General features: G+C 58.6%; 22 protein-coding genes, 1 pseudogene and 1 riboswitch. Of the genes and pseudogenes, 13 read left to right on the forward strand and 10 right to left on the reverse strand.

The window, feature by feature from the left end; translation table 11 throughout:
* Positions 1-23: 23 nt before the first annotated feature.
* Both ACLI1M_RS08075 and thiC read left to right on the forward strand, forming a co-directional pair.
* A complete protein-coding gene (locus ACLI1M_RS08075; protein ID WP_023021166.1) occupies positions 24-560 on the forward strand; it encodes an isochorismatase family protein in 537 nt (178 codons plus the stop codon).
* Between the two features lie 316 nt (positions 561-876).
* Positions 877-987, forward strand: a riboswitch (TPP riboswitch).
* Positions 986-2,782 (forward strand): annotated as a pseudogene (thiC, locus tag ACLI1M_RS08080) (phosphomethylpyrimidine synthase ThiC). Its footprint overlaps the riboswitch before it by 2 nt.
* On the opposite strand, the gene ACLI1M_RS08085 reads toward thiC, so the two are convergent.
* Positions 2,774-3,184: an oxidoreductase gene (locus ACLI1M_RS08085; RefSeq protein ID WP_411706499.1), complete on the reverse strand. Its 411-nt coding sequence runs from the start codon at positions 3,182-3,184 to the stop codon at positions 2,774-2,776. The pseudogene thiC and the gene ACLI1M_RS08085 sit on opposite strands and share 9 nt — an antisense overlap.
* 125 nt (positions 3,185-3,309) lie before the next feature.
* On the opposite strand from ACLI1M_RS08085, the gene sucB reads away from it, so the two are divergent.
* The 7 genes from sucB (at position 3,310) to ACLI1M_RS08120 (ending at position 12,636) form a co-directional block, all read left to right on the forward strand.
* Positions 3,310-5,013, forward strand: a complete 1,704-nt coding sequence (sucB, locus tag ACLI1M_RS08090; protein WP_308767020.1) for a 2-oxoglutarate dehydrogenase, E2 component, dihydrolipoamide succinyltransferase — start codon at positions 3,310-3,312, stop codon at positions 5,011-5,013.
* A 292-nt stretch (positions 5,014-5,305) separates the two neighbouring features.
* On the forward strand, positions 5,306-8,149 hold the full coding sequence (gcvP, locus tag ACLI1M_RS08095) for an aminomethyl-transferring glycine dehydrogenase (RefSeq protein WP_023021161.1): 2,844 nt from the start codon (positions 5,306-5,308) through the stop codon (positions 8,147-8,149).
* 2 nt (positions 8,150-8,151) lie between these two features.
* A complete protein-coding gene (gene gcvT / locus ACLI1M_RS08100) occupies positions 8,152-9,264 on the forward strand; it encodes a glycine cleavage system aminomethyltransferase GcvT (protein ID WP_023021160.1) in 1,113 nt (370 codons plus the stop codon).
* Between the two features lie 36 nt (positions 9,265-9,300).
* Positions 9,301-9,693 (forward strand): glycine cleavage system protein GcvH, encoded by a 393-nt coding sequence (gene gcvH, locus ACLI1M_RS08105; RefSeq protein ID WP_023021159.1) that lies wholly within the window; start codon positions 9,301-9,303, stop codon positions 9,691-9,693.
* Positions 9,694-9,773: 80 nt separating this feature from the next.
* Complete coding sequence (lipB, locus tag ACLI1M_RS08110; RefSeq protein WP_023021158.1) at positions 9,774-10,583, forward strand: lipoyl(octanoyl) transferase LipB; 810 nt, start codon at positions 9,774-9,776, stop codon at positions 10,581-10,583.
* Between the two features lie 121 nt (positions 10,584-10,704).
* Positions 10,705-11,769: a lipoyl synthase gene (gene lipA / locus ACLI1M_RS08115; RefSeq protein WP_200289024.1), complete on the forward strand. Its 1,065-nt coding sequence runs from the start codon at positions 10,705-10,707 to the stop codon at positions 11,767-11,769.
* A gap of 81 nt (positions 11,770-11,850) precedes the next feature.
* Positions 11,851-12,636: a DUF4191 domain-containing protein gene (locus ACLI1M_RS08120; protein ID WP_023021156.1), complete on the forward strand. Its 786-nt coding sequence runs from the start codon at positions 11,851-11,853 to the stop codon at positions 12,634-12,636.
* Between the two features lie 76 nt (positions 12,637-12,712).
* On the opposite strand, the gene ACLI1M_RS08125 is transcribed toward ACLI1M_RS08120, so the two are convergent.
* Positions 12,713-13,186 carry an RDD family protein gene (locus tag ACLI1M_RS08125; protein WP_248099866.1) on the reverse strand — a complete coding sequence of 158 codons (474 nt, stop codon included), beginning with the start codon at positions 13,184-13,186 and terminating at the stop codon, positions 12,713-12,715.
* A gap of 118 nt (positions 13,187-13,304) precedes the next feature.
* Here ACLI1M_RS08125 and glnA point away from each other — a divergent pair, with 118 nt between their 5' ends.
* The 3 genes from glnA (at position 13,305) to ACLI1M_RS08140 (ending at position 16,390) form a co-directional block, all read left to right on the forward strand.
* The gene (gene glnA, locus ACLI1M_RS08130) at positions 13,305-14,738 is read left to right on the forward strand and encodes a type I glutamate--ammonia ligase (RefSeq protein ID WP_023021154.1); all 1,434 of its coding nucleotides are present in this window, start codon (positions 13,305-13,307) and stop codon (positions 14,736-14,738) included.
* A 241-nt stretch (positions 14,739-14,979) separates the two neighbouring features.
* Positions 14,980-15,945 carry a TDT family transporter gene (locus tag ACLI1M_RS08135; RefSeq protein WP_084279088.1) on the forward strand — a complete coding sequence of 322 codons (966 nt, stop codon included), beginning with the start codon at positions 14,980-14,982 and terminating at the stop codon, positions 15,943-15,945.
* A gap of 64 nt (positions 15,946-16,009) precedes the next feature.
* Positions 16,010-16,390 carry a hypothetical protein gene (locus ACLI1M_RS08140; protein WP_023021152.1) on the forward strand — a complete coding sequence of 127 codons (381 nt, stop codon included), beginning with the start codon at positions 16,010-16,012 and terminating at the stop codon, positions 16,388-16,390.
* Here ACLI1M_RS08140 and ACLI1M_RS08145 read toward each other — a convergent pair.
* From ACLI1M_RS08145 to thrC, 4 genes are read right to left on the reverse strand one after another with little or no spacing between them, the layout of a single operon-like run.
* Positions 16,387-16,932: an NUDIX hydrolase gene (locus tag ACLI1M_RS08145; RefSeq protein WP_248099865.1), complete on the reverse strand. Its 546-nt coding sequence runs from the start codon at positions 16,930-16,932 to the stop codon at positions 16,387-16,389. The genes ACLI1M_RS08140 and ACLI1M_RS08145 overlap by 4 nt on opposite strands.
* Before the next feature lie 29 nt (positions 16,933-16,961).
* Positions 16,962-17,750 carry a trypsin-like serine protease gene (locus tag ACLI1M_RS08150; protein ID WP_239204427.1) on the reverse strand — a complete coding sequence of 263 codons (789 nt, stop codon included), beginning with the start codon at positions 17,748-17,750 and terminating at the stop codon, positions 16,962-16,964.
* 22 nt (positions 17,751-17,772) lie between these two features.
* Complete coding sequence (locus ACLI1M_RS08155; protein ID WP_023021149.1) at positions 17,773-17,919, reverse strand: hypothetical protein; 147 nt, start codon at positions 17,917-17,919, stop codon at positions 17,773-17,775.
* Positions 17,920-17,922: 3 nt separating this feature from the next.
* A complete protein-coding gene (gene thrC / locus ACLI1M_RS08160) occupies positions 17,923-19,365 on the reverse strand; it encodes a threonine synthase (RefSeq protein ID WP_248099863.1) in 1,443 nt (480 codons plus the stop codon).
* 39 nt (positions 19,366-19,404) lie between these two features.
* Between thrC and ACLI1M_RS08165 the strand changes: the two genes are divergently transcribed.
* The gene (locus ACLI1M_RS08165) at positions 19,405-20,712 is read left to right on the forward strand and encodes an MFS transporter (protein ID WP_248099861.1); all 1,308 of its coding nucleotides are present in this window, start codon (positions 19,405-19,407) and stop codon (positions 20,710-20,712) included.
* Between the two features lie 14 nt (positions 20,713-20,726).
* Here ACLI1M_RS08165 and ACLI1M_RS08170 read toward each other — a convergent pair whose 3' ends face one another.
* The 4 genes from ACLI1M_RS08170 to ACLI1M_RS08185 all read right to left on the reverse strand — a co-directional run bounded on the left by ACLI1M_RS08170 (position 20,727) and on the right by ACLI1M_RS08185 (position 22,613).
* Positions 20,727-21,434 carry an AAA family ATPase gene (locus tag ACLI1M_RS08170; RefSeq protein ID WP_049361304.1) on the reverse strand — a complete coding sequence of 236 codons (708 nt, stop codon included), beginning with the start codon at positions 21,432-21,434 and terminating at the stop codon, positions 20,727-20,729.
* Between the two features lie 10 nt (positions 21,435-21,444).
* A complete protein-coding gene (locus tag ACLI1M_RS08175) occupies positions 21,445-21,663 on the reverse strand; it encodes a hypothetical protein (RefSeq protein ID WP_248099859.1) in 219 nt (72 codons plus the stop codon).
* Between the two features lie 145 nt (positions 21,664-21,808).
* Positions 21,809-22,276 (reverse strand): hypothetical protein, encoded by a 468-nt coding sequence (locus ACLI1M_RS08180; RefSeq protein WP_248099857.1) that lies wholly within the window; start codon positions 22,274-22,276, stop codon positions 21,809-21,811.
* Entirely contained in the window at positions 22,269-22,613 is a 345-nt protein-coding gene (locus tag ACLI1M_RS08185) for a hypothetical protein (RefSeq protein WP_239204435.1), read from the reverse strand. Before ACLI1M_RS08185 ends, ACLI1M_RS08180 begins: the two co-directional genes overlap by 8 nt.
* Positions 22,614-22,633: the final 20 nt, after the last annotated feature.

Genomic DNA, 22,633 nt, shown 5'->3' on the forward strand with positions numbered 1-22,633 from the left:
TATGCGATTAAACTCCTAAAGGCATGAAGCCTGCTCTGATTATCGTTGACGTTCAATATGACTTTTGCCCCGGCGGTGCCTTAGGCACCGAACGAGGCAATGAAGTCGCCGCCAAAATCGCGACTCTGCAACAGGATTATGACACCGTCGTAGCCACGCAGGATTGGCATATAGATCCGGGCTCTCACTTTTCGCAGAGTCCGGATTTTGTTGATTCCTGGCCCGTACACTGTGTAGCCGAGTCCCACGGCGCGGCCATGCATGAGGCTATCGGGCCGGCCCAAGCCTACTTCCGCAAGGGCGAATACACCGCCGCCTATTCCGGATTTGAGGGTGCTGCTAACGGCACCCTGCTTGCTGACTGGTTGCGCGAGCACCACATCGATGCCGTAGACATCGTGGGCATTGCCACCGATCATTGTGTTCGTGCCACCGCTACTGATGCCCTACAGGAGGGGTTCACCGTCCGCGTTCTGCGTGACTATTGCTCCCCGGTAAATGAATCTCGCGGTGAGGTGGCGTTGCAAGAGTTAGCCGCTGCCGGCGCCACGATCTGCTAGGCAAAAGAAAACGCCTGCGGCCCTCGAACCGAAAGTGGTCCGAGGGCCGCAGGCGTCTCTCTACAAGGTGTTTCCATGTATCGGCTAAAACAGCCGCCCTCTGGAAACATGAGGGGTTCTCTCTATCTCTCTCGCATGCGCTCTCTCAAACGCATGAATTTAGTATGGGTTACCGATATTGGATACGGGTGGAAAGATCCTGAAAGTTTCCTGTTGACCTAGCAACCACATTCCTTCACCCTCCCACCACGCATCGCTAGGCCTAGACCACATGCAGAAAACCCTGCGCTGGGTGAAGCGTTTGTTATACGGTGATCTGCGTCCCCACGGGTGCCCGAGCACGGGCTGAGAGTGCGCTACAGCTGCGCATCTACCGTTCGAACCTGTTTGGTTAATACCTACGAAGGAAGAGAGGAGAGCCTGCCATGACGGCTGCCCCAGAAAACCACCCCAAGCATTCCTATTCCCCCCATTCGACACAACGGCTTAGAGGTCCCAGAGACCGAAATCCACTTGGACGATTCCCCTCATGCCCCTAACGAGCCCTTCCGCGTTTACCGCACGCGTGGTCCCGAATGCGCACCGGAGCAGGGGCTTCCGGCATTACGCACCGAGTGGATTCAAAACGCGCGGATACCGAAGAATACCAAGGCCGCAACCGAGAGCTCGCTGACGACGGCCGCGCCGCACAGCGCCGCGGTGCACAGCGCCGCGGTGCTGCCTCCCAAGAATGGAAGGGCTCTAAGCGCCTGCCGCTTAAGGCGAAGGCAGGCCAACGCGTTACGCAGATGCATTATGCCCGCCAGGGAATTATTACCCGAGAAATGGAATTTGTAGCTCTGCGCGAGCATTGCGATGCGGAATTCGTACGTCAGGAGGTCGCTCGCGGCCGCGCGATTATTCCCAATAATGTCAACCACCCCGAGTCCGAGCCTATGATCATTGGCCGCAAATTCCTTACCAAGATTAACGCCAATATCGGCAACTCAGCGGTAACCTCCTCCATCGATGAGGAAGTATCCAAACTGCGCTGGGCTACCCAATGGGGTGCGGATACCGTCATGGACTTGTCTACGGGTGACGATATCCACACCACTCGCGAGTGGATCTTGCGCAACTCCCCGGTTCCCATCGGCACCGTTCCGATTTACCAAGCATTGGAAAAGGTCAATGGCGTAGCGGAGGACCTCACGTGGGAGATCTTCCGTGATACCGTCATCGAGCAATGCGAGCAGGGCGTGGACTATATGACGATTCACGCTGGTGTGCTTTTGGCCTATGTGCCTCTAGCTAGCAATCGCGTGACTGGCATTGTAAGCCGCGGCGGCTCGATTATGGCGGGCTGGTGCTTGGCCCACCACAAAGAATCTTTCCTTTACGAGCACTTTGATGAGTTATGCGAGATTTTTGCGCAATACGATGTTGCATTTTCGCTTGGCGACGGCCTGCGTCCCGGCAGCCTAGCCGATGCGAACGACGCAGCCCAGTTCGCTGAGCTTAAGACGATTGGCGAACTTACCCGCCGGGCTTGGGAGTATGACGTCCAAGTCATGGTGGAAGGCCCTGGCCATGTCCCGCTCAACATGATTCAAGAAAATAACGAGCTCGAGCAAGATTGGGCCTCTGACGCGCCCTTTTATACTCTCGGCCCGCTAGTTACCGATATCGCTCCCGGCTATGACCACATCACTTCTGCCATCGGCGCCGCCCATATCGCTATGGGTGGCACGGCGATGCTGTGCTACGTGACCCCGAAAGAGCACTTGGGCCTACCCAACCGAGATGACGTAAAAACTGGTGTCATTACCTATAAGATTGCCGCGCACTCCGCGGACGTGGCCAAAGGTCACCCTGGCGCCCGTGCCTGGGATGACGCGATGAGCAAGGCCCGCTTTGAATTCCGCTGGAATGATCAGTTTGCGCTTTCCCTCGATCCGGAAACCGCGCAGGCTTACCATGACGAAACCTTGCCTGCCGAGCCAGCAAAGACCGCCCACTTTTGTTCCATGTGTGGCCCCAAGTTCTGCTCTATGCGCATCAGCCAAGACATTCGGGATATGTTTGGCGGGCAGATGGCCGAGCTAGGCATGCCAACGCTAGGTGAGCAAGTCCGCGAGGCCGTCGACGGCACTGCACCGGAGAAAGGCATGCAAGAAAAGTCTGCCGAATTCCGCCGCCGCGGCTCCCAGGTCTACCTACGTGAAGAGAGCGATCTAGCTTAATTCAGTCCCCGTATAGGGGTTCTCGCCGCGCTCGAACCGGGCGCGGCGTTTTCTTTGTTCTTCCCTTTTACGCAGAATGCGGTTTCGCTCCAGGCGTTCACGCATGCGCTGCGGGTAGCCGGTTTCTTCCACGTCATAAATATCGCAGCTCAATAATGCGGCCACCGCGTCGATACCCTTTGGCCCGCCGATGCGACGGCGGATGAACTCGCCGTTTTCATCGACAACGACAACCGACATCTCGTTGACCACTGTTTCCGGCTCCACAAAGGCCTCTACATACATTCTTCCGGCGGCCCACTGTTGCAAATCCTGCGCGTCTTCTGGGCGGATGGTCTCCCCCGGTCCGCGGGGTGGTCGCAGTGACGATCTGGACTTGTTGCGGCGGAAGGGGTTGAACATAATTCCCTAGCTTACCCGGAAGGAGGGTAGTTACTAACCCCACATCTGCACGAGGGTGAGCATCACGCTGTAAGATTGTCGGGTAGCGATAGAACACTTCCAACTTTCGAGGAGTCTTATAACTCATGGCGAACTCCGTTGAGATGCCCGAGCTGGGCGAATCCGTAACCGAAGGCACCATCACGCAGTGGCTCAAGTCCGTCGGCGACACCGTCGAAGTAGACGAGCCTTTGCTCGAGGTCTCCACCGACAAGGTCGACACCGAAATCCCCTCCCCCGTAGCCGGCACCATTATTGAAATTAAGGCTGACGAGGATGACACCATCGAGGTTGGCGAGGTCATTGCCATCATCGGTGACGAGGATGAGGCAGGCTCCGCATCCAACGACTCCTCCGCTGACAAGGACGAGGAAGAAGCAGAAGAAGCTCAGGTAGAGCCAAAGGCTGACTCTTCTAACGGCGGCTCCGGCGACGCATCCGACGTGGAAATGCCAGAACTTGGCGAGTCCGTCACCGAAGGCACCATCACCCAGTGGCTCAAGTCCGTCGGCGACACCGTCGAAGTAGACGAGCCACTGCTCGAGGTCTCCACCGACAAGGTCGACACCGAAATTCCATCCCCAGTAGCAGGCACCCTGGTAGAAATCCTCGCCGACGAAGATGACACCATCGAGGTAGGCGCAGTCATCGCCCGCATCGGCGACGAAAACGCCACCGCATCCTCCTCCGACTCCAAGCCAGAACCCCAGGCCGAAGAAAAGAAGGAAGAGGAAAAGAAGGAAGAGCCAAAGGCAGAGGAAGATAAGAAGCCGGAGCCAAAGGCAGAGGACAAGAAGGAAACCCAGCAGGATTCTTCTCTCAATACCTCCGCGAAGGTCAACAACGGCGACAACGTTCCTTATGTCACCCCACTGGTACGCAAGCTGGCTGACAAGCACGGCGTAGACCTCAACAACGTTGAGGGCACCGGCGTCGGTGGCCGTATCCGCAAGCAGGACGTGCTTGCTGCCGCTGGCGAGGGAGACGCACCTGCCAAGTCCGGTGCGCAATCCGATAACTCCCCACGCGCTCGTTGGTCCACCAAGTCTGTGGATCCGGCCAAGCAGGAGCTTATCGGCACCACCCAGAAGGTTAACCGCATTCGCGAAATCACCGCTTCCAAGATGGTAGAGGCGCTGCAGATTTCCGCACAGCTTACCCACGTGCAGGAAGTCGACATGACTGCCATCTGGGATATGCGCAAGAAGAACAAGCAGGCATTCATCGACAAGCACGGTGCCAACCTGTCCTTCCTGCCATTCATCGTGAAGGCTACCGCTGAGGCCCTAGTCTCCCACCCGAACGTCAATGCGTCTTATAACCCAGAAACCAAGGAGATGACCTACCACGCGGACGTCAACATCGCTATCGCTGTTGATACTCCGAAGGGTCTGCTCACCCCGGTCATCCACAAGGCACAGGACATGACCCTGCCGCAGATCGCGCAGCAGATTGCGGAGCTGGCTGATAAGGCCCGCAATAACAAGCTGAAGCCGAACGATCTGACCGGTGCTACCTTCACCGTGACCAACATCGGTTCCGAGGGCGCCATGCTCGATACCCCGATCTTGGTTCCGCCACAGGCCGGCATTCTGGGTACCGCAGCCATTGAGAAGCGTCCGGTGGTTGTCAACGAAAACGGCCAGGATGCCATTGCCATCCGCCAGATGTGCTACCTGCCATTCACCTACGATCACCAGGTGGTTGACGGTGCGGACGCAGGCCGCTTCATCACCACCATCAAGGATCGCCTGCAGACCGCGGACTTCCAGGCAGACCTCGAAGTCTAAAGGTTCTATCGCCGCTTAAAGCCTTCCAGCCCCACCGCGGGGCTGGGAGGCTTTTGCCATGTCTGGGGTGCCAAGTGGGGGTGATAGATCCGCCTTTAGCCGAACCATCCATCCCGTTTTATTCGAGGCTTTTCGCGGTCGTTCCCCCTAAGCCCGTGGTGAGCGCCTTTGGAGCCACCTTAGACAGTGATGCGGTGCATAAAAGTTTCTCAAGGGGGATCGGCTCACCCATTATTAAACATATAATTAGGGCGGTTATAGCCATTGTCCCCCACTAAGGAGTCTCACTGACATGGAATTCATCTCCCGCCACCTAGGGCCGGATTCTACGGAGCAGGCCACCATGCTTGCGAAGGTAGGCTACGACAGCGTGGACGCGCTGGTCGATGCCGCCATTCCCTCCAAGATCCGCGCCGCAGAATTGCCTCAGCTTCCTGAGGCACTCTCGGAGGATGAAGCACAGGCTACGTTGCGGGAGTACGCCAACCAGAACACTGTGCTAAAGCCTTTCTATGGTCAGGGCTTTTCAGATACCCTCACCCCAGCGGTCATCCGCCGCGGTCTGCTAGAAGATGCTGGTTGGTATACCGCTTATACGCCGTACCAGCCGGAGATTTCCCAGGGGCGTCTGGAAGCGCTGCTGAATTTCCAGACCATGATTGAATCCCTCACTGGACTACCGATTGCGAATGCCTCTCTCTTGGATGAGGCTTCTGCCGCGGCTGAGGCCGTGGGCCTTATGTCCCGTGCGGTAAAGAAGGGCCGCCGTGTAGTGCTCGATTCCCGCCTGCACCCGCAGGTGCTTACCGTCGCCGCGGAGCGTGCCCGCGCGATTGACCTCGAGGTGGAAATCGTCGACCTGCGCGAAGGCCTCGTAGGCGAGGACCTCATTGGCGCCGTCATTGCCTACACCGGCACCGAGGGCGACATTTTTGATCCCTCTTCCCTCATCGAAGAGCTGCATACCCGCGGCGCGCTAGCCGCTGTGGTCACCGACCCGCTTTCCCTGCTTCTCTTGGAAGGCCCTGGCTCACTGGGCGCCGATATTGTACTAGGTTCCTCCCAGCGCTTCGGCGTGCCGCTCTTCTTCGGTGGCCCGCACGCTGCTTATATGGCGGTTACAGAAAAACTCAAGCGGCAGATGCCTGGCCGCATCGTCGGTGTTTCTAAGGACGCGGATGGTCGCCCGGCCTACCGCTTGGCACTGCAGACTCGCGAGCAGCACATTCGCCGCGAGCGCGCCACCTCTAATATCTGTACTGCGCAGGCGTTGCTAGCTAATGTCGCCTCCATGTACGCCGTCTACCACGGTCCGCAAGGCCTCAAGGCTATCGCACAGCGCGTGCATGGGCTTGCCTCCAGCTTCGCCCAATCCGTCAAGGATGCCGGAAAGCAGCTGGTATCTGAAGACTTCTTCGATACAGTCACCGTCGCCGGCGTGGATGCCACCAGCATCAAGGAAAACCTCCAGAAGGAGGGATACCTCGTGCGCGCGATCGGTGAGGACAAGGTATCGGTGTCCTTCGGTGAGTCGGCGACTAAGGAGGACGTCGCCAAGCTCGCCCAAGCCTTCGGCGCTGAGGCGACTGAGGCTGACTTCGACCTGCCTAAGAGCCTGCAGCGCAGCCAGGAGCCGCTCCAGCACGAGGTATTCAACCGCATCCACTCCGAAACCCAGATGTTGCGCTACCTGCGCAAGCTGGCTGATAAGGACTTAGCACTTGACCGCACCATGATCCCGCTGGGGTCTTGCACCATGAAGCTCAACCCCACCGCCGCCATGGAGCCGATTTCCTGGCCGGAATTTGCTGGCATCCACCCCTACGCCCCGGAAGAGACAACCACTGGCTGGCGCGCACTGGTCGAGGAGATTGAAGGTTGGTTGGCCGAGATTACCGGCTATGCCAAGGTCTCCATCCAGCCCAACGCCGGATCCCAGGGCGAGCTGGCCGGCCTTTTGGCCATCCGCCGCTACCACGTAGCCAATGGCGATAACGAGCGCGATGTAGTACTCATCCCGGCTTCCGCACACGGCACGAATGCGGCCTCGGCTACGCTGGCTAACCTGCGCGTTGTGGTGGTAAAGACCGCGGACGACGGCTCTATTGATCTGGCGGATTTGGATGAAAAGATTGCCAAGCATGGCAACCACATCGCCGGCATCATGGTGACCTACCCGTCCACCCACGGGGTCTTTGACCCAGAGGTTCGCGATGTTTGCGATAAAGTCCACGCGGTGGGCGGCCAGGTCTACATTGACGGTGCGAATATGAACGCGCTGACCGGTTGGGCCCGCCCAGGGCAGTTCGGCGGCGATGTGTCCCACCTCAACCTGCACAAGACCTTTACCATTCCGCATGGCGGTGGCGGCCCAGGCGTGGGTCCAGTAGCAGTGGCCGAGCACCTTATCCCGTTCCTGCCCACCAATGCCGCGGATCCGCAGCTGGATGCAACCACTGCTACCCCGGTTGGGCAAGGCGTGCCTATTACCAGTACCAAGTACGGCTCGGCCGGTGTGCTGCCGATTTCCTGGGCATACCTAGCTATGAGCGGCGCGCAGGGACTTGCTCAAGCCTCCGCCCACGCAATTTTGGGCGCAAATTACCTGGCCAAGTCCCTGGAAGATTCCTTCCCTGTGCTCTACACCGGCAATGCTGGCTTGGTGGCCCATGAATGCATCCTGGATCTGCGCGCGCTTACCGACGCCTCTGGGGTCACCGCCGCGGACGTCGCCAAGCGCCTCGTAGACTTTGGCTTCCACGCCCCGACCCTGGCTTTCCCGGTGGCCGGCACCCTCATGGTGGAGCCCACCGAGTCCGAGGACTTGGGCGAGCTGGATCGTTTCATCGAGGCAATGCGCACCATCCGCGCCGAGATCCAGGAAATCATCGACGGCCAGGTGTCCTACGAAGGCTCCGTCATCCACCATGCTCCGTTTACCGCGGAGTCCGTTAGCGCCGATACGTGGGACTTTGTCTTCAGCCGGGAAAAAGCCGCTTGGCCAGTGAAATCCCTGCGCCACAGCTACAAGTACTTCCCGCCGGTGCGCCGCATCGACGAGGCCTATGGTGATCGCAACTTGGTCTGCAGCTGCCCGCCGCCGGAAGCATTCGATATCGACGATTCTGAGGAGTAAACATGACCGAACTTCTTACCTCCCCACTCAATGCCGAGCACGAGAAACTCGGCGCCACCTTTACGGCCTTCGGCCCATGGAACATGCCGCTGAAGTACCAGAACGAGCTAGACGAGCACCGCGCCGTACGCAACAGCGCCGGTCTATTTGACCTGTCTCATATGGGCGAAATCTGGGTCAACGGCGCCGACGCCGGCAAGTTCTTGTCCTATGCCTTCATCTCCAACTTTGAGCCCCTCAAGGTGGGCAAGGCCAAGTACTCCATGATCACCGCCGAGGACGGCGGCATCATCGATGACCTCATTACCTACCGCTTTGAGGAAGATAAATTCCTCGTCGTCCCGAATGCCGGCAACGCCGATACCGTGTGGGACGAGCTCAACAAGCGCGCCGAGAGCTTCGATGTCACCTTGAAGAACGAGTCCCGTGACGTGGCCATGATCGCCGTCCAGGGCCCTAAGGCCGCAGAAATCCTCGTCCCGTTGGTGGAAGACAATAAGCAGGACGAGGTCTACAACCTCGGCTATTACGCCGCCACCATGGGTAAGGTGGCGCGCACCTTTGCCATCATCGCGCGCACCGGCTACACCGGTGAGGATGGCTTCGAGCTCATTGTGTACAACTCCGATGCCGCGCAGCTGTGGGAAGAGCTGCTCAAGGCCGGTACAGAATACGACCTCAAGCCGTGCGGCCTCGCCGCCCGCGATTCCCTACGCCTCGAGGCCGGCATGCCTCTTTACGGCAACGAGCTCTCCCGCGACATCACCCCGGTAGAGGCGGGCATGGCCCGTGCCTTTGCCAAAAAGGAAGCCGATTTCGTCGGCTCCGAGGTCGTCCGCCAACGCGCCGCCGAAGGCCCGCAGGTAGCGATCACCGGTCTCACCTCCGAGCAGCGCCGCGCAGCCCGCGCCGGTGCCGAGGTTTTCGTGGGCGATGAGAAGGTAGGCACGGTCACCTCCGGCCAGCCTTCCCCCACTCTGGGACACCCAGTGGCCATCGCGCTGCTGAATACCGGCGCGAACCTCGAGCCCGGCTCCGCTGTGGAGGTGGAGATTCGCGGTAAGCGCTATCCTTTTGAAGTAACCGCGTTGCCGTTCTATAAGCGCGACAAGTAAGCATCTTTTCAACCAGCCCGAAAGGACCACATCACCATGGCTAACCTTCCTCAAGATTTTTCCTACTCCGAAGACCACGAGTGGGTCAACGCTGCCGCCGATGCCGTTGCTGGCGCTACCGTGCGCATCGGCATTACTTCCGTGGCTGCTGACCGCCTCGGTGAGGTCGTCTTCGCCGAACTGCCGGAGGTAGGCGATACCGTTACCGCCGGCGAGTCTTGTGGCGAGGTCGAATCCACGAAGTCCGTCTCTGACCTCTACTCCCCTGTCACCGGCACCGTAAAGGCCGTTAACGAGGATGTGCACGATGACTACGCTGTCATCAACAACGACCCGTTCGGCGAGGGCTGGCTTTTCGAGGTTGAGGTTGATGAGGCCGGCGAGCTCATGGATGCTGCAGCTTATGCATCCGCCAACGGCCTAGATTAATTCGACCCCACGCGGGAGGGTGTGCCACGCGCACCCTCCCGCTTTGCTTTGCCCACCGCACCAGAGGAAACTTTGAGTCTATGACTGCACCACGCGATCCTTTCTTCCCCGCCGAGCGTTCTATCCGCGCCTCCGATAAACCACTAGAGGTCCGTTTCTTGGGCCGGATGGACTACCAGGAGGCCTGGGACTACCAGGCCGAGGTAGCAGCCGCGCGCGCCAAGGGGGAACAAGACGATGTGGTGCTCGTAGTCGAACACCCCAATATCTATACCGCCGGCAAGCGCACCCAACCGGAAGATATGCCAGATAACGGCCTGCCCGTTATCACCGTTGACCGTGGCGGGCGCATCACCTGGCATGGCGAAGGCCAGCTGGTCATCTACCCCATTATCAAATTGGCCGAGCCCGTCGACGTCGTCGACTATGTCCGCCGCCTCGAGGAGGCCACCATCCAGACGGTCCGCCAGATGGGGGTAACCACCGCCGGGCGCATCGATGGCCGCTCGGGCGTGTGGGTTCCTTCCACTACCGAAGCCAAGGATCCCTCCGCTCCGAAGCGTGACCGCAAGATTGCCGCTCTTGGAATCCGCATTACTCGCGGGGTGACCATGCACGGTTTGGCGCTTAACTGCTGCAATACGCTGGAATACTACGACCACATCGTGGCATGTGGCATCGATGACGCCGATGTCACCACCCTATCGCTGGAGCTCGGACGCCAGGTCAGCCTCGAGGATGCCACCCAACCGCTTTTGCAGGCGCTTGATGACGCCCTCTCGGGCCGCCTCATTGTCGCCGACCACACCTTTGGCTCAGCCCCTGATCCCACGAAGTTAGCGAATGAAAGGGCTAGACAGAGGCGTCGGCAAGCGCGGCAAGAACCCTAGTTTGGGGCTGGCGCGGAATAGGATGTGACCGCGGCGACTTATACCTAGAAGAGCTATTAGCCATCACCACCATCAACCGATAAAGTGAGTTTTTGTGACTGTTAAGCCTGAAGGACGCAAGATGCTCCGCATTGAAAAGAAGAATGCGGAGTCACCCATCGAACAAAAGCCACGCTGGATCCGCAACCAGGTTCGCACTGGCCCGGGCTATGAGGACATGAAGTCCCGCGTGGCTGGGGCCTCCCTGCACACCGTGTGCCAGGAGGCAGGTTGCCCGAATATCCACGAGTGCTGGGAATCCCGCGAGGCTACCTTCCTCATCGGTGGCGATAAGTGCACCCGCCGCTGCGACTTCTGCGATATTGCCACCGGCAAGCCGGAAGAACTAGACCGCGATGAACCGCGCCGCGTAGCCGAAAATATCCGGGAAATGGACCTTAACTACACCACCATTACCGGTGTTACCCGCGATGATCTCCCCGATGAGGGTGCATGGCTCTACGCCGAGGTCGTGCGCAAGATTCACGAGCTTAACCCCCACACCGGCGTGGAAAACCTCACCCCGGATTTCTCTGGCAAGCCAGACCTGCTGGAGGAGGTCTTCGAGGCCAAGCCGGAGGTCTTCGCGCACAACCTGGAGACCGTGCCGCGCATCTTTAAGCGCATCCGCCCGGCCTTCCGCTACGAGCGCTCCTTGGACGTCATCCGCCAGGCACATGATTATGGCCTCATTACCAAGTCCAACCTGATTTTGGGCATGGGCGAGACCGAGGAAGAGGTCGAGGAAGCTTTACGTGACCTGCGCTCTGCTGGCTGCGATATCATCACCATCACCCAGTACCTGCGCCCCGGCCCGCGCTTCCACCCGATTGAGCGCTGGGTGCGCCCAGAGGAATTCGTGGCCCACTCCAAGCTGGCTAAGGAACTCGGCTTCGGCGGCGTCATGTCCGGCCCGCTGGTGCGCTCTTCTTATCGCGCCGGCCGCCTCTACGTGCAGGCTATGGAAAAGCGCGGCTTCGAGCTGCCGGATAACCTCAAGCACCTAGCGGAGACCTCTCAGGGTGCCACCGCCCAAGAAGCCTCCACCCTGCTGGAGAAATACGGCCCATCGGAGGAGACTCCCGTGACCACCCGCATGGCCAAGGCTCCGGCTAATGCGAATTCGGCGGCGGCCACCGTCCGCTAAACCACACGTTTTCATAACGGCCTGCGCTTTCCGCGTGGGCCGTTTTAACATTCATGCCCATTGACCTTTAAAGTAGGAGCCATGGCGAAAGATGACAAGGCAGCACTAAAGGCTGCAAAGAAGCAAGAACGCGCGGCCAAGCGCCAGCAGCGTAAGCAAACCTGGTCCCAAATGTGGCAAGCATTTAATATGCAGCGCAAGCAGGATAAGGCGCTTATCCCCATCATGCTGGGCGCCTTCCTGGGCATGGGCTTGCTCTTCTTCCTGATCGGCTCGCTTTTCAACGGCCAGTGGTTCATGCTCATCCTGGGCTTGGGCATCGGCGCGCTGCTCGCAATGTTCCTATTTACCCGCCGCCTTGAGCGCGATATGTACAAGCGCGTGGAAGACCAGCCAGGTGCTGCGGGCTGGGCACTCGAGCAGCAGCTGCGCAATACCGTGGGCATCGTCTGGTCCGTCAAAACCGGCGTGGCCGCCACCCGCCAGCAGGATCTTATCCACCGCGTCATCGGCAATGCCGGCGTCATCTTCGTGTGCGAGGGCAATAAGAACCGCGTGCGCCCTACCCTCAACCAGCTTAAGAAGCGCGTAGACAAGATCGCCGGCGGCGTTCCCATCTACGAGATCTTCGTAGGCAACGGCGAGGACGAGGTTCCCGTTTCCAAGCTGCGCAATAAGGTCATGAAGCTGCCGCGCAACTTTAATAAGAACGAAACCTACGAAAACATCCGCCGCATCGAGGCCATGGACTCCATGCCGGGTACCACCCCGGGCATGCCCAAGGGTCCAATGCCCCACCAGGCGCAGAACATGGCCGGCATGAATCGCCGCATGCGCCGCGCCCAGCAGCGCAAAAAAAATAAGTAGGGCGCCTAAAGCGAATCCCTGCCGCACCATATGAGGTGTGGCAGGGATTTTCTCTTGCCCGGAAAATCCGGGCGACTTAGGAGCGAATAACGATGGTACCGGTGGCGCGGTCATGCATTCCGCGTCCATCCGCATCAACCATGGCCGCTGGGAACAGCACACCGGTGAGCACCGTGCGCAGCGCCGCGCGCCATAGGCCCACGCGGGCACCGGGAACGTCAAGCCGGGCAACACCCATGCCTAAAAGCAACATGCCGGGTGTGCGAGCAAAGAGCCAACCACATGCGATTCCCATGACTACCCACAGCGCGTAGCCCAAGAAAGCCACACCGCCGAATTCCGTGGTGAACATGTGGATCAGGTTGGCGATGAGCATGCACACGATCCAGTCAAGCGCCACAGCGCCGGCGCGGCGGCCAACGGAAGCTAGTGACCCCGGTCCGGACTCCGGAAGACCCAGCTTTTCTCCCGGCCAGCGACCGGGGCCTTCCATATCATCGTATTCGCCCGGAATATTTGGGCCGTCGAGCCACGTACGCTTATCTGCCATGCTCACCAATCTAGCGGGCGGAAAGTGAGATGTGAAACGAGGGGAATCGCGATGCCTAAGGCGAGAACCTAGTAGGCTATAGAGAGACAATTCACCGGTCAACAACGAGGAGACAAACGTGTCTTTCGAGACAGTGCAGGACATCGTCCAATTTATTCAGGACGAGGACGTAAAATTCGTCGATATCCGTTTTACGGACGTCCCAGGCACCGAGCACCACTTTTCCATCCCAGCAGAAGAGTTCACCGTAGAAGATGCCGAAAGCGGCCTCGCTTTCGACGGCTCCTCTATCCGCGGATTCACCACCATCGATGAGTCCGATATGACCCTGCTGCCGGATCCAGCCACCGCGCATATTGATCCGTTCCGCACGGCCAAGACCCTGAATATCAAGTTCTTCGTCCACGACCCATTTACCTTTGAACCGTTCTCCCGCGACCCGCGCAACATCGCGCGCAAGGCGGAAGAGTACCTGCAGTCCACCGGCATCGCCGATACCTGCAACTTTGGCGCTGAGGCCGAGTTCTACCTCTTTGACTCCGTACGCTTTGGCACCGACGTCCAGCACGGCTTTTACGAGGTTGATTCCGATGAAGGTTGGTGGAACCGCGATAGCGAAACCAACTTCGACGGCACCCCGAACACCGGCTACAAGACCCGCCTGAAGGGCGGCTACTTCCCCACCGCTCCGTATGACAAGCACGGTGAAGTGCGCGACGCCATGGTGGAAAACCTGCAAAAGGTAGGCTTCCACATCGAGCGCTTCCACCACGAGGTGGGCGCCGGCCAGAACGAAATCAACTACCGCTTCAATTCCATGTTGCACGCGGGCGATGACATTCAGACCTTCAAGTACGTGGTCAAGCAGACCGCAGCGCAGTGGGGCAAGACCGCCACCTTCATGCCCAAGCCGTTGGCCGGCGATAATGGTTCCGGCATGCACGCCCACATGTCCCTGTGGAAGGACGGCAAGCCGCTGTTCCACGATGAAGCCGGCTACGCAGGTCTTTCCGATATCGCCCGCTACTATATTGGCGGCATCCTCCACCACGCTGGTGCTGTGCTTGCGTTCACCAACCCAACGCTGAACTCCTATCACCGTCTGGTCCCAGGCTTCGAGGCTCCGATTAACCTGGTCTACTCCCAGCGCAATCGCTCCGCTGCAATCCGTATCCCGATTACCGGTTCCAACCCGAAGGCTAAGCGCATCGAATTCCGCGCTCCGGACCCATCCGGCAACCCGTACTTGGGCTTTGCCGCCATGATGATGGCCGGCATCGACGGCGTAAAGAACCGCATCGAGCCACACGCTCCGGTAGATAAGGACCTCTACGAGCTGCCGCCTGCAGAAGCTGAATCCATCCCGCAGGCCCCGACCTCCCTCGAGGCTTCCCTCAAGGCCCTGCAGGAGGACATGGACTTCCTCACCGAAGGCGATGTTTTCACCGAGGACCTCATCGAGACCTACATCAACTACAAGTACGAGAACGAGATTAACCCCGTTCGCCTGCGCCCGACCCCGCAGGAATTTGAGATGTATTTCGATTGCTAAAGCTGCGCTAGCCAGCGTCCTATAGGGGACGAAAGGGCACGCGCCTACAAAGCTCAGTCCCGAGACCTTCAGTGGGTCTCGGGACTTGCTTTTTCTAAGCCGACCCCGCGAGATGCGATCGATGCCACAAGATGATCTAGGCTTGACCCCCGCCCCTAAATCCATACTTAGCGAGAGTTCTCACCAGCCCAAACGAGAGCAAAATTCTGATAACCCGACCGAAAGAAATTAACATGTGGGTGTGACTGATAGATTCCGCCAACTCCCAGCCCCCGGCCCCGCGTGGGGAGGCAGCCTCATGGGCACCTCCATCGTTTCGCGCCTACTCGTGGAAGAAGGCATGATGATCCTGGCCGGCATTTTTGCCGCCATTGCGTGCGTCATCTTTGTCGTCCTCACCGCGGGTTTCTTGCGCTACCGCCATCCCAGCTTCGAGCGCACCACGATGGCGGAATGGTCGATGTTTTTCATCGGAATCTTGGCGCTCGGCGCCGCGCTTTCCGGGCTCACGGACATTCCTACTTTCCGCCTCATAGGCTTTTGGATCGGTGGCCCAATTACGGTTATCACGTGGGCTATCCAGCTCACACGCTTTGATGGCGAGCCGAAGTTCACCTGGGGCCTGCCACTGGTTGGCCCCATGATTTCGGCCTCGGTTTCTGGTTGGCTGGCTCACGATTACGGCCAGTTCTACCACGTAATGGGCACGATATTTTTCTTCATGTCCCTGGTAACGGCGGTGCCGACCTTTGCTCGCGTGTACTGGGCCGCATGGCACGGGAAGGTGGATTTTACCGGTGCGAAATCAGCCACTGCCTGGGTACCACTAGGCGTGGTAGGCCAGTCCACCACGGCTATGCAGATTCTTTTCCCCGGCCCGGTATCCATTTATTACGGCCTGACTGCCCTCATCATCGCCATTCCGCTATCCATCTACGCGATGTTTACCTTCTATCCCAACGTAGCTCGGTGGGTCCCCTATTCCCCTGCCTGGTGGTCGTGCACCTTCCCGCCGGGAACCGTCAGCATGGGCGGCCACCAGCTGGCATTGGTCAATGGCTCCGAGCTTATCGACGCCATTGCGCTCACCATCCCGGTTCTCCTCACCGCACACTGGATGCTGTGCTCCACCCGCTTCCTGAGCTGGGTATGGGAAGGCAAAAAGGAAACAGGCCCTGAAGAGCCACTTATCACTACAGGCCAATAAAAGGAGCAACCGCTATGCGAGACGCCAGCTTTGAAGGTGGGAAGCGCCGCAACGGTCGCCGCTAATGTATAGTTCCTCCCCCATCACCTTCATCGCTTGGGAGTGCGCGGACCTGACTGCAGTAAGACAGGTACTCGCCGGCGTGCAGCGAAACGGCATCTATCTCTACGGCGAGCACCTGCTCTTGGAGACGTCGTGGCTGGGCCAAGGCGCACGGGACTTCTACGCCACAGCATGGCGCTGGAGTGCAGATGATTGCCCGCTTTTCTATGAGTTGGCGCGACAGGGCAAGGTCCTCATCACCATTAATACTGCGGTGATTGCCTGCGGCGATAAAGAAGACATCGCCACTGCGCGCGACTGCATTGCACAAGAGCTTATCGCCGCCCGCAATCCGCAGCATCTGTGCAAGCTGCTTGCCGACGCCGCAACAAAGCCGACCTAAAGCCCTGGTTGCTCGCTGCGCTTCATCCAGCCCATGCGCGGGGCAAAACCGCGGGGATGTTTCATCTGCGCTACGGCGTCAGCAATCATGAGGCGGTGGCGGCGCGAAACGCTATCGGGAAGCTTCGCCACCGAGAACCAATCCGCCTCGGTATTTTCTTCATCACTGATGACCGGCTCTGCGCCCTCTGCTACCGATACACGCAGCGCCGTTCCCATGAAGGTGCACTCATCGCCATTGGGATAGGTCACTGGGCCGGTTTGCCCTACGCCCAAAAGCGCTTCCACCTTGGCCTCGAGTCCGACTTCTTCTTTGACCTCTCGCAGCGCAGTGGTGGTAATTTCCTCGCCCGGCTCACAGATTCCTTCCACCGGTGTCCACACACCATTATCGGAGCGCTTGACTAGGAGCACGGAAGGAACCTCCCACAATGCGGCATCTGCGGGTACATCGCGGAGGAGAATGGCGCTACAGGCCGGCACGAAGATCTGATCGTGACCAATCTTTTCGCGCAGCTGAACAATGAAATCTGGAGTCGGCATGCCACCTAGGGTAGACCAGTGCCGCCGATCTAGGCCATCGGGCCCAACACCTTTTTGGCAAGCCGTTGAATATCGGTAGCCAAGGTGAAAGTCAGCTCCATATCCGTCTGTGTGTTCTCGCAGGAGCGCCCTTCTTCGAGGGATTGCGTCGTTCCGGAGACCACGCCCACGATGGTCTGTTTGCCTTCTACCTCGCCATAGACCGGCCCGCCCGAATCGCCATTGGTACTGCACACATGTGCCCGTGCAGCAAGCGAATCCCACTGGCGGTCCTGCCAGGTAAGCTGCGCAATTTCCGCATCATGGGATAGCGATCCACACGTCTCATTAGTAACCACGCCCAGCTTGCACACCTTCTGCGGCAGATGAGCCAGGGAGGTGGCGACGGTATTGTCTACTTCCCCGGGGATATAGTAATCAGCACTGCCGGTGATTTCGATAAAAGCTACGTCGAGGTCATAACTCTTTTCGGCGTAGATATCAGAATAAATGACCTCACCAATGGGCTCGGCGGGATATTTGAACTCACCGTCGGCAGAGCCAGCCCAGACCTTATCGTGAGGTTTGCCGCAATGGCCGGCGGTAACGGCGATGGTGCGGGCGTCGGCAAGCGTAAATGACCATGCCGCCGTACAAGAGTGGTACTGGAAATAAGCACCCGGCTGCGGGTCATCGCCGGAGAGCTCAAGAGCCGTGCCCGGCGCGATAGGCGCCACGGCCGGGGAATAGACCTCATTAGGAATGAGGTTTTTATAAGACAGGGCAGAAAAACTTGGTTCTTCCCCACCCCGAATCGGGCTGCAGGCCGCGAGGAGCACGGCCGTGCAGACTGCACCAACGCTAGTTGCTATCCGCGCCCGCATCCCCGGCGTCGTCCTTAGCGTCTTCATCCTTAGCCATCTCCGCCTGGGCCTTGAGATCGCGGATGAACTTTTCTGGGTCAAACTCGGTGTAGTGTTCCGGGCCGGCAAAATTTTCTAGGGCCATGAGCTAAACCTCCGTTTTCTGAATCGACGTGGTGATGTAATCCTTGACCACCGCAGCATCATTGGGCAAGTCCTTAACATGCCGCTCAGTATCGAGAATGCCAGCAAAACGCTCAGGCGGCTCGGGGGCAGAGCCAATGGCCTCTGTGATGGTCTCTGCAAACTTCACCGGCAGTGCAGTCTCCAAGCATACGATGGGCGTCTCCACGCCTTCGCGCTGCGCCCCGCGGGCGACCTTAATGCCATCGGCCGTGTGCGGATCCACCAGGTAGTTGAAACGCTCGTGCACGTCTTTGATGGTGGCGAGGCGATCGGCGTGGCTGGAGGAGCTAGATAGGAATCCGTACTCTTGACCGGCGGCGGCGATCTTCTCTTGGTTGAGGCTGAAACCGCCCTCTTTGACCTTCGTGCCAAAAAGCTCCGCTGCTTGGGCTGCATCGCGGCCGAGCAAATCGAACACAAACCGCTCAAAATTAGAGGCACGTGAGATATCCATCGACGGCGAAGACGTAGCCATGGTTTCTGCGGCAGGGCGCGGACGGTAGTTTCCGGTGCGGAAAAACTCATCTAGCACGTCATTTTCATTGGTAGCCACGATGAGGCGATCGATGGGAAGCCCCATCTGGCGGGCGATGTGGCCGGCGCAGATATCGCCAAAGTTGCCGGTAGGAACGCTGAAGGAAACCTTCTGCTCGGCATTGTCGGTGACCTTCAGCCAGCAGGAGATGTAGTAGACCACCTGGGCCATAAGCCGCGCCCAGTTAATGGAATTGACCGCACCGATACGGTAGGTGGACTTAAAGTCGGCATCTCCCGAGACCGCCTTGACCACATCCTGGCAATCATCAAAGACGCCATCAAGGGCGATATTGAAGATATTCGGGTCATCCAGGCCAAACATCTGTGCCTGCTGGAAGGCCGTCATGCGGCCGGCCGGGGTGAGCATAAAAACGCGAATGCCCTGGCGACCTCGCATCGCATACTCTGCTGAAGAGCCCGTATCACCGGAGGTGGCGCCCAAAATATTCAGCGTCTCGCCGCGGCGGGCGAGCTCATATTCAAAAAGCTCCCCCAAAAGCTGCATGGCCATGTCTTTAAATGCCGCAGTAGGTCCTTCAGAAAGGTGCCCGATAAAAAGGCCCTCCCCCAGTTCGGTAACGGGGACGATCTCCGGGTCTGCAAACTTGGGCCTGGTATAGGCCCGGGCGGCGATATCCTCGATATCTTGCGCTGGAATATCGTCAATGAAAAGCTTGAGCACCTCGGCCGCGAGTGCCGCATAGCCTTCATCCGCAAGGAGCGTGCGCCATGAATTTAAAGTGGCGAAATCCAACTGCGGGTAGCTCTCTGGCAGGTACAAACCTCCATCGGGGGCAAGCCCGCCAAGGAGAATATCCGTAAAAGATGCGGGCTGACGGGCGGTATCGCGGGTCGAAATATACTTCACACAAAAGAATCTTAGTAGTTAAGGCGTAAGGTATCAGCCATGTCGCAGCCGAATCCCAGAGAAGTCATTACCACTCAAGCTTTAGGCATTTGGGTGGCCGCCATGGCGGTCTACCTCGTAGCGATTACTGGCCGTACCTCTTTTGGCGTTGCCGGCCTGGACGCTATTGAGCGCTTCGATGTTGATGCCGGCCGTATCGCTGTTTTTACCTCCGTGCAGCTGGGCGTGTATGCCCTAGCCCAAATTCCTACCGGCATATTGATCGATAAATTTGGCCCACGCCTACTCCTGGTAGTCGGCGCCGTCATCATGGGCATCGGCCAGGTAGTGCTGGGTTTTACCACCAGCTACGGCGTAGCCATCGCTGCCCGCATACTTATTGGCGCGGGCGATGCCACGGCGTTTCTCTCCGTGATGCGCATCCTTCCCTATTGGTTCCCGCTGCACCGCACGCCAATGTTTACCCAGGTGACCTCGTCGCTCGGGCAAATGGGCCAATTCATCTCCGCAGTGCCTTTCTTGTGGTTGCTGGGCGCAGCCGGCTGGACCGCCGCCTTCGTTACCCTTGGTGCGGTGGGCATTCTCGTGGCCATCGCCGCGATTGTGGCGGTGGCAGATTCACCGGAAAAGCTGGGCATTATCCCCACGGAAAAAGAACCGCCCAACTCTCAGGCCACCAGCATCCCGGCGCGCCTGAAGAAAGTATTCCGCTCCCCAGTGGCATGGCAGGCCTACTTCATTCACTACATCGGTATGCTCCCGCTCATCGTCTTTGTCATGCTCTGGGGAATGCCCATGATGACCCAAGGAATGGAGCTATCCAAGGCGAAGTCCAGCCTGGTGCTTACCTTGTTGGCGGTATTTTTGGTCCTCGTCGGCCCATTGCACGGCAAGATTTCCTCCCGCGCACAGCATATTCGCCCGTGGCTCAGCCTGGGTTTTGTAGCGGTCCACGTTCTGACCTGGCTCATTTTCTTTACCTTCGGCACCGACAGTGGTCTGGCCGCGATTTTAGTGGTGTCCTTCGTTACCGCGCTCTGCACGCCGACGGCTAACTATGGCTTCGATATCGTGCGCGAGCACATGGATCGATCCGTGGTGGCCACTGCTACGGGCCTGGGCAATATGGGCGGGTTTACCTCCGGCATGCTGGGCGCTCAGCTCTTCGGCATGGTGCTGGACCATTCCTCTGCTGCCCCTAACTACTCCATGCCGGATTTCACTGCAGCCTCCGCGGCGGTGCTAGCCGTGTGGGTGGTCGGCATGATTGGTGTGGTAGTCACCCACTTCCTGCGGCGCCGCGCTGGCGAGGATGGGCCTTCTGTCACCATCGTGGAGGTTTCTTAAAGGCCAGAGCTTGGTTACTCGGGGTTGACAATAAAGCGGATGGTTCCTTCAGGATCCGCTAAAAGCTCACGGGTAGCCGCCACGGCTTCCGCCTCATCGAAGGCGATGCGTTCAAAGCCAGTATCGTTTAGTTCCACAATGTCTGCCCCCGGGCAGGCCAAAAGAATTGGCGAGTGCGTGGCGATGATTATCTGCGCGCCGCGGTCAACCGCTTGGGCTATTTCCCCCACTAGGGCCAGCTGCCGGATAACGGAAAGTCCCGATTCTGGCTCATCAAGGACATATACGCCTTGGCCATTGATGTGCTCATAGAGCATGTCGAAGACGGATTGTCCGTGCGAGCGGCGAGATAAATCTACATTCTGGGACAAGGTGGAACGTCCTGCCCGTTCGTCCGATGAATCTCCGCGTGCAATCAGATGCTCGTGTTTTTCAGCGCGTAGGAAATAGGCGCGTTGGATGACTTTATCCGTGACGCAGCGAATGGGGCTGCGGGGAACGATTTCATCGGGATCGTCCATCCGTCCGCCTTCGGGAGAGCAGCCCAAATCACTGGCCACGCCGGCGAGCAAACTAGATTTACCAATGCCGTTTTCCCCCACGAAGACGGTTACCGGCCTCCGCAGCTTAAAGCTTCCTAGGTCGGCCAAGTAATCGAAAACCGGCAGCTTTGCCCTGTAGTCATCGGGCTTAAATTTCAGGCTTAGGGCATCAATCAGCATGGCCTCTAGACTAATTCAGCTCATCCAATATGCGCAGCGCGTCTTCACGTGTAGCTTCCGCACCAAAGTTTTTCAGGTGGCCGGCCAAATCACCAGTGGGAAGTGATTGGGCGATGGTATCGGCCGGCACGGTATTGACTGCATAGGCCACCCCTACCCCACCGGTGATAGGAATGGCGATGGCGGCGATTACTCCCACCGCGGTCGATAGCGTGGTCTTGAAAGTCATAGTCTCCTCCAAAGGCTTCGGCACCAAGCACTATGCTCGTTACCAATTTGTGATGTTTTACCTTAGGGAGAGTTACTGCCAAGGCGATGCCTCGCAGCTGCGGTTTTCCTGGATTTTCGTCCCCAACTTGCACGGTAAAGGCTGGTTAGTTTGCCGGGTAGCTTTCCGCCACAATCCCATCACTAGCCGGCATAACAAGGCCTCGCTCAAAAGCTACGAGAACCGCTTTTTCATCAGATTCACTGATGTCACCGGCTTCCACTGCACTGCTCAGCTCGCGCTCAAGGTACACGCGCACATCAGACTTACCGTTTTCGGTCTGGGTAATATCTCGCGGGACGGACTTTAATGGAATGCCCAATGCCTTAGCCAGGGAGGTCACCCGGTTAGCATCGGTGGAATTATCGTCCTTAATGGCACCATTGACCTGCGCAGGAACGTCTTCTTGGACTACGCCACCGGCCACGGCCTCGCCCACGGTCATTGTCCCTTTGGGTGGATTGTCGCGGTTGGTTGCCCATACCCCTACTGCGATGGCCACGATGACGGCCACGGCCACAAAGACCCATAGATAGATGAGTTTGCGGCGGTGTACCCCACTGATTTTAGCCATGGAAACCAGCGCCATCGCTAAAAGAACCGTAGTCATTGCCGCGCGGGTTTTCGCCGCGATCATTGAGGGCATCAATGATGGAGCGAATGGTGGCCTCCCCTATGCGGTCGGCGCGGCCCCATGAGCGAGGGGTTTGGCGGGAATTTTGCGGCGTTGATTCCGGGCTCGGCGGTGTGGGCTTGTGCTCCCGAGGCGTGGAGACCTCAATGGTCACTGTGGTGCCATCAAGGTGGAGGGCGTCGCCGTCGCGCACGCCCGCGGCACGCGCAGCGGAAAGCAATGCGGATAGCTCGCCCACCGTAGCGTTATTCACATCAAGTTGCAGCTTAAAAGACATAACTAGCCAGTCCTTCCTCT

The organism is Corynebacterium sp. LaCa54, from assembly GCF_046717495.1.
Taxonomy (GTDB): Bacteria; Actinomycetota; Actinomycetes; order Mycobacteriales; family Mycobacteriaceae; genus Corynebacterium; species Corynebacterium kefirresidentii.

Excerpts from the sequence above, each read along its gene's own strand:
- ACLI1M_RS08075 (WP_023021166.1), top strand. The coding sequence starts at position 24 with ATGAAGCCTGCTCTGATTATCGTTGACGTTCAATATGACTTTTGCCCC.
- ACLI1M_RS08085 (WP_411706499.1), bottom strand. The coding sequence starts at position 3,184 with ATGTTCAACCCCTTCCGCCGCAACAAGTCCAGATCGTCACTGCGACCA.
- sucB (WP_308767020.1), top strand. The coding sequence starts at position 3,310 with ATGGCGAACTCCGTTGAGATGCCCGAGCTGGGCGAATCCGTAACCGAA.
- gcvP (WP_023021161.1), top strand. The coding sequence starts at position 5,306 with ATGGAATTCATCTCCCGCCACCTAGGGCCGGATTCTACGGAGCAGGCC.
- gcvT (WP_023021160.1), top strand. The coding sequence starts at position 8,152 with ATGACCGAACTTCTTACCTCCCCACTCAATGCCGAGCACGAGAAACTC.
- gcvH (WP_023021159.1), top strand. The coding sequence starts at position 9,301 with ATGGCTAACCTTCCTCAAGATTTTTCCTACTCCGAAGACCACGAGTGG.
- lipB (WP_023021158.1), top strand. The coding sequence starts at position 9,774 with ATGACTGCACCACGCGATCCTTTCTTCCCCGCCGAGCGTTCTATCCGC.
- lipA (WP_200289024.1), top strand. The coding sequence starts at position 10,705 with ATGCTCCGCATTGAAAAGAAGAATGCGGAGTCACCCATCGAACAAAAG.
- ACLI1M_RS08120 (WP_023021156.1), top strand. The coding sequence starts at position 11,851 with ATGGCGAAAGATGACAAGGCAGCACTAAAGGCTGCAAAGAAGCAAGAA.
- ACLI1M_RS08125 (WP_248099866.1), bottom strand. The coding sequence starts at position 13,186 with ATGGCAGATAAGCGTACGTGGCTCGACGGCCCAAATATTCCGGGCGAA.
- ACLI1M_RS08140 (WP_023021152.1), top strand. The coding sequence starts at position 16,010 with ATGTATAGTTCCTCCCCCATCACCTTCATCGCTTGGGAGTGCGCGGAC.
- ACLI1M_RS08145 (WP_248099865.1), bottom strand. The coding sequence starts at position 16,932 with ATGCCGACTCCAGATTTCATTGTTCAGCTGCGCGAAAAGATTGGTCAC.
- ACLI1M_RS08155 (WP_023021149.1), bottom strand. The coding sequence starts at position 17,919 with ATGGCCCTAGAAAATTTTGCCGGCCCGGAACACTACACCGAGTTTGAC.
- ACLI1M_RS08165 (WP_248099861.1), top strand. The coding sequence starts at position 19,405 with ATGTCGCAGCCGAATCCCAGAGAAGTCATTACCACTCAAGCTTTAGGC.
- ACLI1M_RS08170 (WP_049361304.1), bottom strand. The coding sequence starts at position 21,434 with ATGCTGATTGATGCCCTAAGCCTGAAATTTAAGCCCGATGACTACAGG.
- ACLI1M_RS08175 (WP_248099859.1), bottom strand. The coding sequence starts at position 21,663 with ATGACTTTCAAGACCACGCTATCGACCGCGGTGGGAGTAATCGCCGCC.
- ACLI1M_RS08180 (WP_248099857.1), bottom strand. The coding sequence starts at position 22,276 with ATGGCTAAAATCAGTGGGGTACACCGCCGCAAACTCATCTATCTATGG.
- ACLI1M_RS08185 (WP_239204435.1), bottom strand. The coding sequence starts at position 22,613 with ATGTCTTTTAAGCTGCAACTTGATGTGAATAACGCTACGGTGGGCGAG.